At 65.6% G+C, this 14,132-nt stretch carries 11 protein-coding genes and 1 pseudogene; 6 read left to right on the top strand and 6 right to left on the bottom strand.

From position 1 onward, the window contains the following. Window positions 1–399: 399 nt before the first annotated feature. The 6 genes from ACFOHJ_RS00890 to ACFOHJ_RS00865 are packed head-to-tail and all read left to right on the top strand — an operon-like array spanning window position 400 to window position 7,669. Window positions 400–1,389 carry a glycosyltransferase family 2 protein gene (locus tag ACFOHJ_RS00890; RefSeq protein ID WP_378217536.1) on the top strand — a complete coding sequence of 330 codons (990 nt, stop codon included), beginning with the start codon at window positions 400–402 and terminating at the stop codon, window positions 1,387–1,389. Further along, window positions 1,383–3,182, top strand: a complete 1,800-nt coding sequence (locus ACFOHJ_RS00885) for an ABC transporter ATP-binding protein (RefSeq protein ID WP_378217533.1) — start codon at window positions 1,383–1,385, stop codon at window positions 3,180–3,182. Before ACFOHJ_RS00890 ends, ACFOHJ_RS00885 begins: the two co-directional genes overlap by 7 nt. 8 nt (window positions 3,183–3,190) lie before the next feature. Continuing rightward, window positions 3,191–4,411, top strand: coding sequence for a glycosyltransferase (locus ACFOHJ_RS00880; protein WP_378217531.1), 1,221 nt, complete (start codon window positions 3,191–3,193; stop codon window positions 4,409–4,411). Continuing rightward, window positions 4,408–5,709, top strand: coding sequence for a glycosyltransferase family 2 protein (locus ACFOHJ_RS00875; protein WP_378217529.1), 1,302 nt, complete (start codon window positions 4,408–4,410; stop codon window positions 5,707–5,709). Before ACFOHJ_RS00880 ends, ACFOHJ_RS00875 begins: the two co-directional genes overlap by 4 nt. Next, window positions 5,709–6,449: a class I SAM-dependent methyltransferase gene (locus ACFOHJ_RS00870; protein WP_378217527.1), complete on the top strand. Its 741-nt coding sequence runs from the start codon at window positions 5,709–5,711 to the stop codon at window positions 6,447–6,449. The genes ACFOHJ_RS00875 and ACFOHJ_RS00870 overlap by 1 nt, the downstream gene beginning before the upstream one ends. Continuing rightward, a complete protein-coding gene (locus tag ACFOHJ_RS00865; RefSeq protein WP_378217525.1) occupies window positions 6,446–7,669 on the top strand; it encodes a glycosyltransferase family 4 protein in 1,224 nt (407 codons plus the stop codon). The genes ACFOHJ_RS00870 and ACFOHJ_RS00865 overlap by 4 nt, the downstream gene beginning before the upstream one ends. Here ACFOHJ_RS00865 and galE read toward each other — a convergent pair. The 6 genes and pseudogenes from galE to ACFOHJ_RS00835 all read right to left on the bottom strand — a co-directional run bounded on the left by galE (window position 7,666) and on the right by ACFOHJ_RS00835 (window position 14,120). Then, complete coding sequence (gene galE / locus ACFOHJ_RS00860; RefSeq protein WP_378217523.1) at window positions 7,666–8,640, bottom strand: UDP-glucose 4-epimerase GalE; 975 nt, start codon at window positions 8,638–8,640, stop codon at window positions 7,666–7,668. The two genes, ACFOHJ_RS00865 and galE, sit on opposite strands and share 4 nt — an antisense overlap. After that, window positions 8,637–9,493, bottom strand: a pseudogene (locus ACFOHJ_RS00855) (UDP-glucuronic acid decarboxylase family protein). Before ACFOHJ_RS00855 ends, galE begins: the two are co-directional and overlap by 4 nt. Before the next feature lie 249 nt (window positions 9,494–9,742). Further along, window positions 9,743–10,684, bottom strand: coding sequence for an SMP-30/gluconolactonase/LRE family protein (locus ACFOHJ_RS00850; protein WP_378217522.1), 942 nt, complete (start codon window positions 10,682–10,684; stop codon window positions 9,743–9,745). A 43-nt stretch (window positions 10,685–10,727) separates the two neighbouring features. Continuing rightward, window positions 10,728–11,783 carry a LacI family DNA-binding transcriptional regulator gene (locus ACFOHJ_RS00845; protein WP_378217520.1) on the bottom strand — a complete coding sequence of 352 codons (1,056 nt, stop codon included), beginning with the start codon at window positions 11,781–11,783 and terminating at the stop codon, window positions 10,728–10,730. A 126-nt stretch (window positions 11,784–11,909) separates the two neighbouring features. Continuing rightward, window positions 11,910–12,605: a cupin domain-containing protein gene (locus ACFOHJ_RS00840; RefSeq protein WP_378217518.1), complete on the bottom strand. Its 696-nt coding sequence runs from the start codon at window positions 12,603–12,605 to the stop codon at window positions 11,910–11,912. Window positions 12,606–12,641: 36 nt separating this feature from the next. Further along, on the bottom strand, window positions 12,642–14,120 hold the full coding sequence (locus ACFOHJ_RS00835) for an amidase (RefSeq protein WP_378217517.1): 1,479 nt from the start codon (window positions 14,118–14,120) through the stop codon (window positions 12,642–12,644). Between the last annotated feature and the right edge of the window lie 12 nt (window positions 14,121–14,132).

Here is a 14,132-nt window from a genome sequence, read left to right as displayed (position 1 = left end):
CCGACGCCGTTCCGCCCTAAAACGAGGGCGGCCAGCGCCCGGCTGGTTGATGGACGCGCGCCGGCCGTGCTCCAGACCTTGGTGGCCGCCCCTTTTCCTTCACACGCTACCTAAAATGGATGAGCCGTCTGTTCCAAAAGGGTGTTTCGCGTTAATAGAAAAGCTGAACGAGTGCCCCCATTCGCGGTATCCCGTGCAGTAATATCATCATTTTTGTTGACCTAGTTTCATCGGCGTTCAAACGACGCGCCGTGGCAACCGGCGCGAGAAAGCCTCATCTTCCATCTACGCAATTTCGGGCGGCATCGGGCTTGTTGGGCAACGATTGCATATGTTCAGAAGTCCGTTCGGCTTGAGCTATGCACGGCCGCAAGCCTGACGATTGGAGGCGAGCGACTGGTGGAGATCGAGGACGTTCCGGTCGGCGTGATCGTGCCGATGTACAATGCCGAGCGTACCGTCAAGGCGACGCTAGAAAGCGTTTGCCTACAGACCTACCCCGCACTGGACATCATCGTCGTTGACGATGGCTCGACCGACACGTCAGCCTCGATCGTTGAAAGCCTCGCCCGCCTCGACCCGCGCATTCGCCTGCTGCGGCAGGAAAACGCCGGCGTAGCGGCCGCGCGCAATCTCGGCGCTGCTTCGACAGGGGCGGAGTTCCTGGCCTTCGTCGACGCCGACGATCTGTGGGCGCCCACCAAGATCGCGCAGCAACTCGCCGCTCTGCAGCAAGGCGGCCCGATCGCTGGCCTTGCCTATTGCTGGTTCGCGCAGATTGACGCCGAAAGCCGGGTCTATTCGCTCAAAAACCAGCCCTTGACCCAGGGCTGGGTGCTGCAAACCATATGCCGCAACAATTTCGTCGGCAACGGCAGCTCCATGATGCTGCGCCGCACCGCCTTCGCCGCGGCCGGCGGGTTCGATCCGTCCTTGCGGGCACGTAATGCGCAAGGCTGCGAAGACATGCTGATGTGCTTACGCGTTGCCGAGCAATTCGAATTCCGGGTGGTGCCCCAGTTCCTGGTCGGCTACCGCATGACCAACACCAACATGTCGAGCGACGTGCAGCAGATGCTGCGCTCCTGCGAGATCGTCTTCGCCGAGTTCCGGGAAAAATATCCGGAACTGCGCACCGAGCTCGACGCCCATCTGGTCGACATGCTGCAGTGGCTGGTCGTGCGGGCGCTGGTCGGCGGCCGTATCCCGGTAGCCGCCCAATTGCTTCGGCGGCTGGGAACGCTGGAGCCGGGCGGCGCCCTTTCGCGCCTGCCCCGCATGCTCGACACGTACTGCCGCGCCTGTCTCGTGCCGCGGTGGGCCAAGAACGGCTGGCGGCGCCTCAGCGGGGCACAGCCGCGGCCGCCCTATGGGGAGATGGCGTGGTGAGTCCGCCGCTGATCGCCCGGATGCGAAGAATCATCCGCCTGGCCGCCGCGCCGCCCTGGGCCGGGCCGGCCATCGTCGCCCTCGGCCTCCTCGCGGCGGTGCTGGAAGGCGCCGGGCTGTTCCTTTTCATCCCGCTCATCGAGAGCCTGGGCGCGATAGCAGAGCCGAACCGGTGGAAGCCGCTCTTCGACTATCTGATGTCGCCCATTCCAGAGCACTACAGGACGGCGACCCTCGTCGGGGTGGTGTGCGCCAGCATCCTGCTCAAGATCGCGGTGAACCTCGCCAACACCTGGGTGACGAGATATGTCGACGGGCTGGTCGCGCACCAGCTTCGATGTCGCGTCTTTGACCAGACCATCAGTTCGTGCGTCGACTACCGGGTCGAGAGCAGGCGCGCAGACATCGTCACCACGATCGCGAACAACACCTGGAAGCTCAGCCAGGGCCTGGGCCTCTGCTACCGGTTGATCATCTGTGCCTGCACCTTCGTCGTCTTCATCGCGCTGATGCTGGCGATCTCCGCCAGCCTGACATTGCTTTCGCTGCTGTTCATTGGGCTCGCCGCGCTGGCGATCCGCTTTGCGACGCGCCGGGCCGATGAGACCGGCAAGGCCGTCGTGGAGGAGAACAGGCAGTTCGGGCTGCGCATGTGGGAAAGCATCAACTCCTTGCAACTTATCCGCGCGTTCGCCCGCGAGGGATATGAGAGCCAGCGTCTTAGGCAGGTATCGCAGCGCGTGCGCCAACGGCTGTTGCGCCTCGACATGCTGTGGGCCGCCCCGGGCCCGGTCTCCGAAATGTCGATCGCGCTCATGATCGGCGTCCTCATCCTCGCCGCGGAACGAACCGGCACCGGCGTCGCCGCGCTGGCAGCCTTCCTGTCGCTGCTCTATCGCCTGCAAGGCCCGGTGCGGGAGCTTCTCCAGTCGAAGATCGCCCTGGACGGCATCGGCGCGGCCATCGATGACGTGGACGATTTCCTGCGCGCTACCGATACGCCTTTCCTCGCCAGCGGAAGCCTCCCTGCCCCACAACTCCGGCGGGCGGTGGAATTCCGCGATGTATCCTTCCGCTATGCGCCCGGCGAGCCCCTGGCGCTCGACGGCGTCTCGTTCAGCATACCCGCCGGCACGACCACCGCCATTGTCGGCGAATCCGGCGCCGGCAAGTCCACCATCATGTCGCTGCTTTTCCGCTTCAGGGATCCCACGTCGGGCGAGATCCTCGCCGATGGAACCGCCCTGCCCGCCTTCGACCTGCATAGCTGGCGCGAGCGCCTGTCGGTGATGTCGCAGGATGTGCACCTGTTCAACGACACGATCGCCGGCAATATCGGCTATGCCGATTTCGACGCCGGGGCCGATCAGATCAAGCAGGCAGCGCGGATCGCCACGGCCGACGGCTTCATCGCCGGGCTGCCCGACGGCTATGAAACCCGGATCGGCGACCAAGGCATGCGGCTTTCCGGTGGGCAGCGGCAGCGCATCGCGCTGGCCCGCGCCATCCTGCGCGACCCCGACATCCTGCTGCTCGACGAGGCGACGAATGCGCTGGATGTCGAGACGGAACAGGCCTTCCAGCTCGCGCTCGAGCAGTTTTCGAAGAACCGGACCATGGTGGTCATTGCGCATCGCCTTTCGACGGTGCGGGCGGCAGACCAGATCATCGTCCTGTCGAAGGGGCGCGTCATCGAGGTCGGCCCGCCCGATCAACTGCTGGAGCGGCCCGGCCATTTCGCGCACCTGTATAACCTCCAGACCGGACGCCTGTCGGCGGCAGCGGCGAGCTAGGACGCGCCATGGGCTACAGGCTGGTTGAAATCGAACTCTCCAGGCCGCTGCAGGCGATCGAGATTGCGCTGGACCAGAGCGGCATCGGGCTGGTCGCGCGCTGGCGGGACCGGCTGGTCGGTTTTGCAATGGTCGACCGAGCCCCCGGCGAGCCCCTTCCGCTAGAGGAACTGCGCGCATTGGCGGACCGGCATTTTGCCACCCGCGTCCTTGTCGCGAAGGTCGAGGACGAGTTGGCGGCGAGCCCCGGTCCGGATACCGAATTGCCCTCGCTCAGCATCGCTATCTGCACCAAGGACCGGGCGCAGCGGCTTGCCCGGCTGCTCGATTCCCTCGAAGCGGTGCGCGAAAATTCTCCCTTCGGTGCGGTCGAGATCGTCGTCGTGGACAATGCCTCGGTCGATTCGGCCACACGCGAAACGGTTGGGCGCTATGCCGGGGTCCGCTACGTTTTCGAGCCCAAAGCCGGGCTCGACTTCGCCCGCAACACCGCGCTGCGGACCGCCACCGGCATCTTTATCGCCTTTCTCGACGACGACGTTGTGGTCGACCGCAACTGGCTCGCGGGCCTCGCCAAGGCGTGCCGCGACAATCCCACCGCCGGCGGGTTCACCGGGCTGGTGCTGCCCTACCGGCTCGATACCGAGGCGCAGATTTATTTCGAGCGTCGCGGCGGCTTCGGCCGCGGCTTCCATCGAAACGAATTCCGCAGCGCCCGCTTCGACAATCCGCTTCACCCCATCGGCGCGGGCGTGCTCGGCGCGGGCTGCAACATGGCCTTCCGGCGGAACCTGCTGGTTTCGCTGGGCGGCTTCGACGAAGCGCTCGACACCGGCAGCCCGCTGCCCGGCGGTGGCGACCTCGACATCTTCTACCGCGTCCTGCGCTCCGGGCGGACGATGGTCTACGAGCCGGAGCTCGCCGTCTATCACGAGCATCGCGAAACGATCCCGCAACTCAGGCGGCAATACTGGTCCTGGGGTCTCGGCATGATGGCGTTCCTCGTCAAAAGCCGGCGCAGCGACCACGAATTGCGGCCCCAGCACGGCGCGATGGTGCGCTGGTGGTTCGTGGATCAGGCCAAGGCACTCGCGCGCGCCATTCGCGACCTTCGCGGGCGCGACGTCAATTTCGGCATGGCCGAAATCTGGGGCGGCATACGCGGCCTGGCCGGGGAGTACGACCGTTCGCGCTCGCGCGTGCAGACGATACGGGAGGCGAACCAATGACGGCGCACAGCCTTCCGGTGCGGCACGTCGACCTGAGCACGGCGCGCAACGACGCCCACCCCGGCGATGCAGCCGCGTTCTCCATCTTCTGGTGGAAGGACCTGCCCCTGGGGATGCGCGCCTCGCTGCCGGAGGAACTGCCCTTCGGCGAGGCGCAACTGCGGCAGTTCACGGCCGAATATGGGGCCGAACAGCTTGCGGCGCGCTGCCCTGCCCTCGGCGCCCCGCTCAGGGCCACCTTCGAGGGCAGGCCAAGACAGGCGCTGACGCTGCCCCACGTGCTCGGTTCGGGCAAGCTGGTCGAGGAACTGGACGCGCTGGCGACCATGCCGCCGGTGCCCGCCGAGGATATCTCGGTCGTCATCTGCACGCGCGAGCGTGGCGAGGCGCTGGCCGGGTGCCTGAAAAGTGTTGTGGCGCAGGCAAGCGCGGCAGGGGAAATCGTCGTCATCGACAATTCCAAACACGGCGGCGCCGAACCGATATGCCGGCGATTTCCCGAGATCCGACACGTGCATGAGCCGCGCCCGGGGCTCAGCGTCGCACGCAATGCCGGCATTCATGCAAGCCGCGGCGAGATCATCGCCTTTACCGACGACGACGTCGAACTTCACCCGAACTGGACCGCCGAGATCGCGCGTGCCTTCTCGAACGAGGATATCGAGGCGCTGGCCGGCCTCGTGCTGCCGGCCCGGCTGGACACGCGCGCGCAGCGCATCTTCCAGCTGGAGATGGGGGGCTTCGGCACGACCTTCGTTCCGCTGCGCTTCGACCGTCGGTTTTTCGAGGAGACGCGGCCGCACGGAGCCCATGTCTGGAAGATCGGCGCCGGCGCCAACATGGCCTTCCGGCGCACGCTGTTTGAACGCATCGGCCTGTTCGATGAACGTCTCGGCGCCGGAGCGTCCGGCTGCTCCGAGGATTCCGAACTCTGGTACAGGCTACTCGCCGAAGGTGGCACCTGCCTCTACGAGCCGCGCGCCGTGGTGTTTCATCATCATCGCCGCGAGTTGCCGGAACTGCGCCGGCAGATGCGGTCCTACATGAAGGGCCATGTCGCGGCGCTCGTCGCGCAGTATGACGCGTTCGGCGATCGGGGCAACCTCACCCGCATCTTCGGCCAGCTTCCGGTCTATTTCCTGAAAACCTTTCTCAAGGGGTTGGTGGAAAAGCAGTGCGGCCGGCCGGAAACGCTGGTGTCCGAGGTCGCGGGCTGGGCCGCCGGCCTGCAGTTCCTGTGCCGCCCCGGCTGGCGCCGGCAACGGGCCCCACGCTATTTTGAGAACGGAGCGATCTGATGAGCAGCAAGGCGCCGCTCGGTGTTTTCCTTTCCGGCAACCCGTTCCCCAACGGCCTTACCGACGGGCTGTTCTATCGCGAGAAGATGCGGGCGATCCATCGTGTCGCCCCCATGGAACTGCAAGGGCGCGGACGCGTGCTGGAGGTCGGCGGCGGACGCAGCGGGCTGGCGAGCCTGCTCTATCCGGAGGCCGACATCGTCACGCTGGACATAGACCCCGCGCTCGCCGACAGCCAGCCCGCCTGGGAACGCTCCACTTTCGTGTGTGGCGACGCGCGTTCGCTGCCGTTCGAGGACAACAGCTTCGACGTCGTGACGCTGTTCGACGTACTGGAACATATCGAAGAGGACAACCGCGCCGCCGAGGAGGCCCTGCGCGTAGTCCGGCCGGGCGGCCGCGTGCTCGTCTCGACGCCCGAGGCCGAATGGCACTACCCCTACTACAAGGTGATGCGGCCCTACTGCCCGCATGAATCCGAGCTGATGCAGGAATGGGGGCATGTGCGGCGGGGCTATCGCGACCCCGAGCTTGCCGCGCTCTTCGGCCGGCCGGCCGAGCGGCGGGCGACCTTCATCAACCCGGTCACCGCATTCTTCCACGACGTCGCCTTTTCCCGGCTCGGCCGGCGCCGCCGCAAGCTCATCTACGCGCTGGCGGCCCCACTGACGGCGGTCGGCTACCTGCTGCACCGTCCCTCAACACGCGGCACCGAAACGGCGTTCGCCTGGCGCAAATGAACGGCCCGACCAAGGTCGTCGCGCTGTTTCCCTGGGGCGACGTCGTGGAAGAGTTCCTCGACCCGATCAGCCTCGCGCTCGACGATTTCGTGGAGCGCATGAGCGGCGGCTGGCTGTTCGGCTATGCGGCTGCCCTGCAGCTTGCGGGCCATGCCCCCGTCATCGTCTGCGCCTCGGAATGCGTGGATCGCATCACGCACCGCCGCCACGCAGCGACCGGCACGCCGATCGAGGTCGTGCCCGGCAAGCGTGCGCGAAAGGGTCAATATGACGCCGCCTACAGCCTTCGGCGCTGGCGCGCGACACCACTTGCGGCGTTTCGCGAAGTGCTCGCCGACGCCGGTTGCAACGCGATCCTGGCTCAGGAATACGAGTACACGCGCTTCGATGCTCTGGCCCTGCTTGCGCGGCGTATGGGCGTGCCGCTCTACGCGACGTTCCAGGGCGGCGATCGCACGCTTTCCTGGATCGAGACCGTTGCCCGGCAGGCATCGTTGCGTAGCTGCCGCGGCCTGATCGTCGCCTCGGCGGCAGAGCGCGACAGGCTTTCGCACGCCTACCCGCGCCTTCGGCTGGACATAGCCGACATTCCCAATCCGATCGATGCGCAGGAATGGCAAGCGCTTGAGCGCGAGCAGGCGCGCACCGTACTCGACCTGCCCGCCGACAATTTCATCGCCGTCAACCACGGACGCATCGACATCTTTCGCAAGGGCTTCGACGTGCTCGTCGAGGCATGGTCCGCCTTTGCCGACGACCCACGGGCGCAACTGGTGATCATCGGCTCCGGCCAGGACGACAAGCGCTTTTCGCAACTGCTGTGCGACAGCGGCCTCGCAAATGTGCGCTGGCTTTCCAGCTACACGACGGATCGCGGGTTCCTGCGGCAGTGGCTGTCGGCCGCGGACGTATATGTCACGGCTTCCCGCATCGAGGGGATGCCGGTCGCGCCGCTCGAAGCGATGGCCTGCGGCCTGCCCGTGGTGGCGACCGACGCGCAAGGGCTGCCGGATATCCTCGCCGAGGGCGAAGCCTCGGGCGGCCTTCTGGTGCGCAAGGAGAGGCCGCACGAGATCGCCGACGGCCTGAAGCAGCTGCGCACCGATCCGCAACTACGCCATCGGCTCGGCCTTGCCGCACGCCGCCGCGTCGAACAGGAGTTCTCGCTGGCGGCCGTCGGCGCGGCGCTCGATCGCCTGCTGACGGCCGAGGCCCGCTAAAGCCGAGGGCGATACCAGGCCAGCGCCGTCTCGACGATCCGGTCCATGCCGGACTGCCGCGGGGCCCAGCCCAATTCCCGCTCGGCCTTGCCGCGCGCCGCCACCAATACCGGGGGATCGCCGGGCCGGGCCGGCCCGTAGGCCACACGCGGCTTCGATCCCGATATCCGGCCGACGGCCTCGACCAGTTCCCGAACCGTCGTTCCGCTACCGGTTCCGAGGTTGTAGACATGCACGCCACGCTCGGCCGCCAGTTTGCCGGCGGCCAGCACATGGGCGTCTGCGAGATCGCAGACATGCACATAATCGCGGATCGCGGTTCCATCACGCGTGTCGAAACCGGTTCCGTTGACGGTGAACACCCGATCCTGCCGCAGCGCCGCCTCGATCACCAAGGGAATGACATGCGTTTCCGGCTCGTGGCGTTCGCCGATCTCCCCGTCGGGGTCGCAGCCTGCGGCGTTGAAATAGCGCAGCATGACCGCATCAAGCCCATGGGCCCGCGAAAAGTCCTCGATCATCTTCTCGATCATGAACTTCGACCATCCGTAGGGATTGATCGGCGCCTGCGGATGCGCTTCGTCGATCGGCGTGCGCACAGGGATGCCGTAGGACGCGCAGGTGCTCGAGAAGATCAGCTTGCCGACGCCTGCCCTTTGCATCTTCTCGAGCAGGACGAGCGTCCCGAAGCTGTTATTCCTGTAGTAGATTTCCGGCCGCGTGAGGGATTCTCCGACATAGGCGTAGGCGGCGAAATGGGCGACGACATCCGGACGATAACGGTCGAGGGCAGCCCCAACCTGTTTCGCATCCGTGATGTCGCCTTCGACCAGCGGCCCCCATTTCACCGCCTCGCGCCAGCCGCGCGAGAGATTGTCGAACACCACGACCGTCCAGCCGGCCCGCGCGAAGGCCTTGCAGCAATGCGAGCCGACATAGCCGGCGCCGCCGGTGACGAGGACCGTCTTCATTCGGCGGCGACGGGGCTGCCGGAGGCGGAAGCCAGAAGCCGCTCGAAATAGGCGATCGTCTGGCCTAGACCCTCCCGCAGTTGCATCTTGGGCTCCCAGTCGAGGAGGGATTGCGCCGAAGCGATCTCCGGGCGCCGATGCTCGGGATCGTCGACCGGCAAGGGCAGAAATTCGATCCTGGAGCCGGTATTGAGGTCGTCGACATAGCAGAACGAACGTGTCTGCTTGCCATTTCCGTGGACGGTGATCGGCCGGTTGCGGAGTGCCTGGACGATGAAATTGGATACCACGCGCCCGTCGTCCAGCCGCATTCTCGGCCCGTAGGTGTTGAAGATGCGCGCCACCTTGATCGGCAGCGCATGTGGCGCCAGTAATCGAAGAAAAGCGTTTCCGCGCATCGCTTGCCTTCGTCGTAACAGGAGCGCGGCCCGATCGGGTTGACGTTCCCCCAATAGGCTTCCGGCTGCGGATGGATGCCGGGATTGCCATAGACCTCGGACGTGGAGGCCTGGAGTATCCTCGCCCCCAAGCGCTTGGCGAGACCCAGCATGTTGATCGCGCCATGGACACTGCTCTTGGTGGTCTGCACCGGGTCGTGCTGGTAGTGGATGGGGCTCGCGGGGCAAGCCAGGTTGTAGATCTCGTCGACTTCCACATAAAGCGGGAACGTCACGTCGTGGCGGATGATCTCGAAGCTCGGATTGGCAACGAGATGCGCGATGTTCCAGCGGCTGCCGGTGAAGAAATTGTCGACGCAGATGACTTCGTGGCCCTGGGCCAGAAGCCGTTCGCACAGGAACGAGCCGAGGAACCCGGCACCTCCCGTCACCAGGATTCGTTTTGAGCACTGCATGGGTTAATACCTCCAAACAGCCCTTCCGCGCAAAAAAGCTTTAGGCGGAACTAAGGCTCAACCAAGGCTCGGCAGGCTAGCGCAAATCACATCGCATTAACGAGCTGAAACCGTCGAATAGCCGCTTCGTGAACAGGCGGCAGGGCTTCAATACCAATGGGTCGCGGGCCGGTTTGCTTGCACGCCGAAGGCTGCCTTCATGAGAGGTCTTCCCGGCCCGAATGCCGGGCAATTATGCTTACACCCTCTTCAGGCAAGCCAGTTTGCCGGCGGCAGGTTATTGCCGCCGAACATCGGGTTGCCGGGAACCTCGACGCGGGCCATCATCACGCGGCCGCTTTCGGCTTCGGTGATGAACAGGGTCCGCCCGTCAGGCCCGCCATAAGCGAGATTGGTCGGCGAGCGCCCTTCGGGCATGTTGATCCGCAGCGTCGGTTCTCCGACCGCGTTGAACACCCAGACCGCGCCGAGGCCGATATGGGCGACTGCCAGGCCATCGGCCGAATCCAGGGCGATGCCGTCAGGCCCCACGCCGCCGCTCATGCGGATGAACGCGCCGACCTTCGATACGGAGCCGTCAAGAAGGCGGGGCAACCGCCAGATGGCGTTGTCGCGGGTCACTGCGACATAGAGACAGGATTCGTCACGGTTCATGGTAAGCCCGTTCGGACTGGGGATTCCGTCCATCACGAGATGCAGCGCACCGGCCGCGTCGAGGCGGAAAACCCGCCCGGACGGGTCCTGCTGGCCCGTCTGGCCCTGGTCGGTGAAATAGAGGTCGCCGTTGGAGGCGAAGAAGAGATCGTTCACCCCCTTGAAGGGACCATCCGGGGCCTGCTCGAGCAGCGGCGTGACCTGCCCGGCATCGGGATCGAGCAGCATCAGGCCGCGAATGTGGTCGGCGATGAAGATGCGGCCGTCGCGATGAATCTTGAGGCCGTTGGGCTGGCCGTCATATTCGGCCACGACGCTGAATTCACCTTCGGGCGTTACCCGCAACACACGCCCGAAGGGCACATCCACCAGATACAGGCGGCCGGCGGCATCGAAGGAGGGGCCCTCCAGAAGCGAATGGCGGTTGGCGCCGCGCAGATGGAGATCGAGCCAGGCGGAGCGTTGGCCCGCACGGCGCAGATGATCGGGAAGGCGTGCAAAGCATTCCGCGACGATGACCGGTGGCGAAGCAAACATTCGAACTCCTGGATGAAGACGCCGGGTGCCGGACGGCCGGGCGTCAGGTGGTGGAACGCCGCGCCGGCGGCGGTGCGGTGCTGCCGCGCACGATGAGGCTGACATCGATTTCGGCAACGGCCGCGACGGGCTCGCCCTGCAGGCTGGACACGATATAATCGCCCGCCATCGCCCCCATCTGCTCTACCGGAACGCGCAACGTGGTCAGGGGCGGATCGAGATGGGCGGCGTAGTCGAGGTCGTTGAAGCCGGTAATGGAAATCTCGCCAGGCACGTCCACACCGAGCGACGCCGCCTCGATGAGCGCGCCGAACGCAAGCTGGTCGTTGCCGCACACCACGGCCGTGGGCCGGTCCGCGGAGGACAGCAGCGAGCGCATGGCCAGCCGCCCGTCGAGGATGCGGTAGGGGTGCTCCACCAGCCGTTCCGAATGCAGCTTGAGGCCGCGCTGGTTGAGGAAGGCTTCCATGCTGGCGATACGGGAGGCCGAGCGGTCGTTGAACTGGGTGCGGCCGGCGATGGTGCTGATCGAAGTATGGCCGAGGCTGACGAGGTATTCGGTGATCTGGCGCGCCGCCTTCTCGTTGTCGAAACCGACACAGGGCCTGTCGCTGGCCAGCGTCCATGTCTCGACGAACACGACGCCCATGCGCTTCAGCATCGGCATGAGGCGCGGATCGTGGCGATGGCCGACCAGGACCAGCCCGTCGACGCCTTGCGTGAGCAGCGCCGTCACCATCCGCAGCTCGACCTCGGGATCGTAGCCGCTATTGGCCAGAAGCAGCGTGTAGCCCGCCTGTTCGAGGCGGCTCTGCAAGGCGCCGATGGTGATCGCGAAACCGCTGTTCTCGATGGCGGGAACCACAGCGCCGACGGCACGGGTACGGCGAGAGGAGAGCGCCCGGGCGGCGCCGTTGGGTACGTAGCCGAGTTCGGCGCAGGCCCGCTCGACGCGCTGGCGGACGACCTCGCTGACCTTCGCCGTGCCGTTGATGACCCGCGAAACGCTGGCGATCGAGACATTGGCCGCGCGCGCGACGTCCTGCAACCCGACCAAGCCTTCCGGTCGCCTCGGTGACCTGCCCGAAACCGCTTTCATCGTCCGCGCACCCATAAAAAGCAGAACCTTAGCCGGGTCGCCGTGGTTCCACAACCAGGAGGACACCTTCGCCGCGGCGCCGGATACGTCCTCCCGGAGCCGCGGCCAGGATCACGAAACGGTGGCTCAGTTGATCGGCACATCCGGCCGCGCCAGGCACATGAAGCCGATCAGAACCGCCGTGGTGTCGCCGATGTTGCGGAACGAATGGCGAGGCCCTGCCGGCACCCACATCGAGCTGTTCACGGTGAGCGCATATTCGAAATCATAGAGGAAATCGTGGGTCAGGACCTTCGCGACCACATAGCCGCTGGACAGGACGTAAACGCATTCGCGGTCGAGCAGGGTCAACGGCTCGGTGGTTCCGCCCGGCGGAATCTCGACCCGGAAGGCGGACAGGCGCTGAAGGCCGTGCGGCCCTTCCCCGATCAGATAGTCGAGCGAAGCGGGCAAGGGAGAAGCGGGAAGGCTGCCGAGCGTCAGGTTGCCGGTCACCAGAATATGCTCCAGCATGTCCGGGCCGGTATTGCGCACCGTGTGGACGACGTCCTTCGGCACCGCCACCGCCGTTCCCGGCCCGACCTCGACGATCCTGTCGTCAAGCTGGATCTGGCCGTGCCCCTGGCGGAAATAGATGATTTCTTCCGAACGGTCGTCGCTATGGGTCGCCGACCGCCCCCCCGGGAAATACTGCGTCTGCTCAACTCCCATGAGGGACGTGTGCGGAATCTGGTGGGGCGACCAGATCGTCCGCACCAGGCGGGAGTTCTCGTTTGAAAACGGCAAGGCGCCGAGATGGGAGATACGGCTTTCGGTTCCCATGAAATGCTCCGTCGTGTGCTTGATTGGGTGGTCGGGTCAGGCCAGCCTGCTGTAGGTACCGGCCCATGGCTTGGCGCGCTCGAATCCTGCACTGGCGCTCAGGACGGCGAAATCGGCATGCCGGGGGCCGACGATCTGCATTCCGACGGGAAGTCCGTCGGGCGTAAGCCCCACCGGCACCGAAGCGATCGGATGCCCCGTCAGGTTGAACAGGTAGGTCAGGCTCCAGCCGATGGTCGGATTGATGGCCTGGTCGCCGATCCGGTCCGGCCCGAAGGTCTCGCCGAACGCCTTGGCATTGGGGATCGCCGCAACGAGATTGGTCGGCGTCACCAGGAGATCGTATTTCTGAAAGATCGCGTTGACGGCATCGAACACGCCGGAACGCTCGTGGTTGAAGCCCATATAGGTCATCGCCGACATCTTCATGCCGCGATCGACCAGGGTAAGGAAACTGGGGCTGAGCAGTTCTCGCTGCGGGGTATCGACGTCGAATCCGAGCCCCTTCAGGCCACGGGCGGTGTCGGCGGCAAACACGTCGTAGACGCCGCCCCAGATGCGCTCGATATCGGTGTAGTGGTAGGGGATGGCCGAGCCGACATCCTCGACGATGGCTCCCTCGGCGGCGAAGGTCTCGGCGGCGGCACGCACCAGCGCGCCGACATCGGGGTTGGGCGCAAGGTCGCACAACGTCGGCGCATAGGCCACCCGCAGGCCCTTGAGGCTTCCCTGCAAAGCGCCTTCCAGACTCTCTTGCGGGCCGACCGGGCCGAAGGGGTCGGTCGCCAGCGGCTGCCCCATGACGTCGACCATGGCGATGGCGTCGGCGACGCTGCGGGCGATCGGCCCCTTGTGGGTGAAGGGTGCCAGCGTGCCGAAGGCGTTGGACCTGTTCGTCCATGGAATGCGCCCGAAGGTCGCCTTGAAGCCATAGACTCCGCAGGCAGCGGCGGGTACGCGGATCGAGCCGCCGCCGTCCGAACCGAGGCCGATCGAGACCATGCCGGCAGCAGCCGCGGCCGCACCGCCGCCGGAGGAGCCGCCCGCATTATGGCCGATCGAGAACGGCGTGCTGGTCGGGCCGACGACATAGTTGTCGGTGGTATTCTTGTGGCCGAACTCGGAGGTATTGGTCTTGCCGATCGGGATGGCGCCGGCATCGAGCAGGCGCTGCACATGGTCGGCGGTGCGGGCCGCGGTAAGATCGGAAAAAGCGCGGCTGCCATAGGTGTTGCGCACGCCGGCAAGCGAGTCTGACAGGTCCTTCAGACCGATCGGAACGCCGAACAGGCGCGGCAGAGCGGCCGGCTTTTTCGCCAGTTCCGCTTCCTGCCGCCGGGCCGTCTCGTAGGCGATCTCCTCGGTGACGGTGACGAAGGCGTTGACGGCCTTGTCGCGCGTCTTGATCATGGCAAGGCAGGCATCGACCACGTCGACCGGCGAAAGCTCGCCGGCAAGGTAGAGCCGATGCAGATCTGCGATGCCGAGATAGGCGATTTCCTGATGCTTGCTCATCGATTACTTTTT

The sequence above is a fragment of the Aquamicrobium soli genome (assembly GCF_042646345.1).
GTDB classification, from domain to species: Bacteria; Pseudomonadota; Alphaproteobacteria; order Rhizobiales; family Rhizobiaceae; genus Mesorhizobium; species Mesorhizobium soli_A.
The sequence above is the reverse complement of the archived record's forward strand: the minus strand, read 5'-3'. Positions and strand labels throughout refer to the sequence as shown.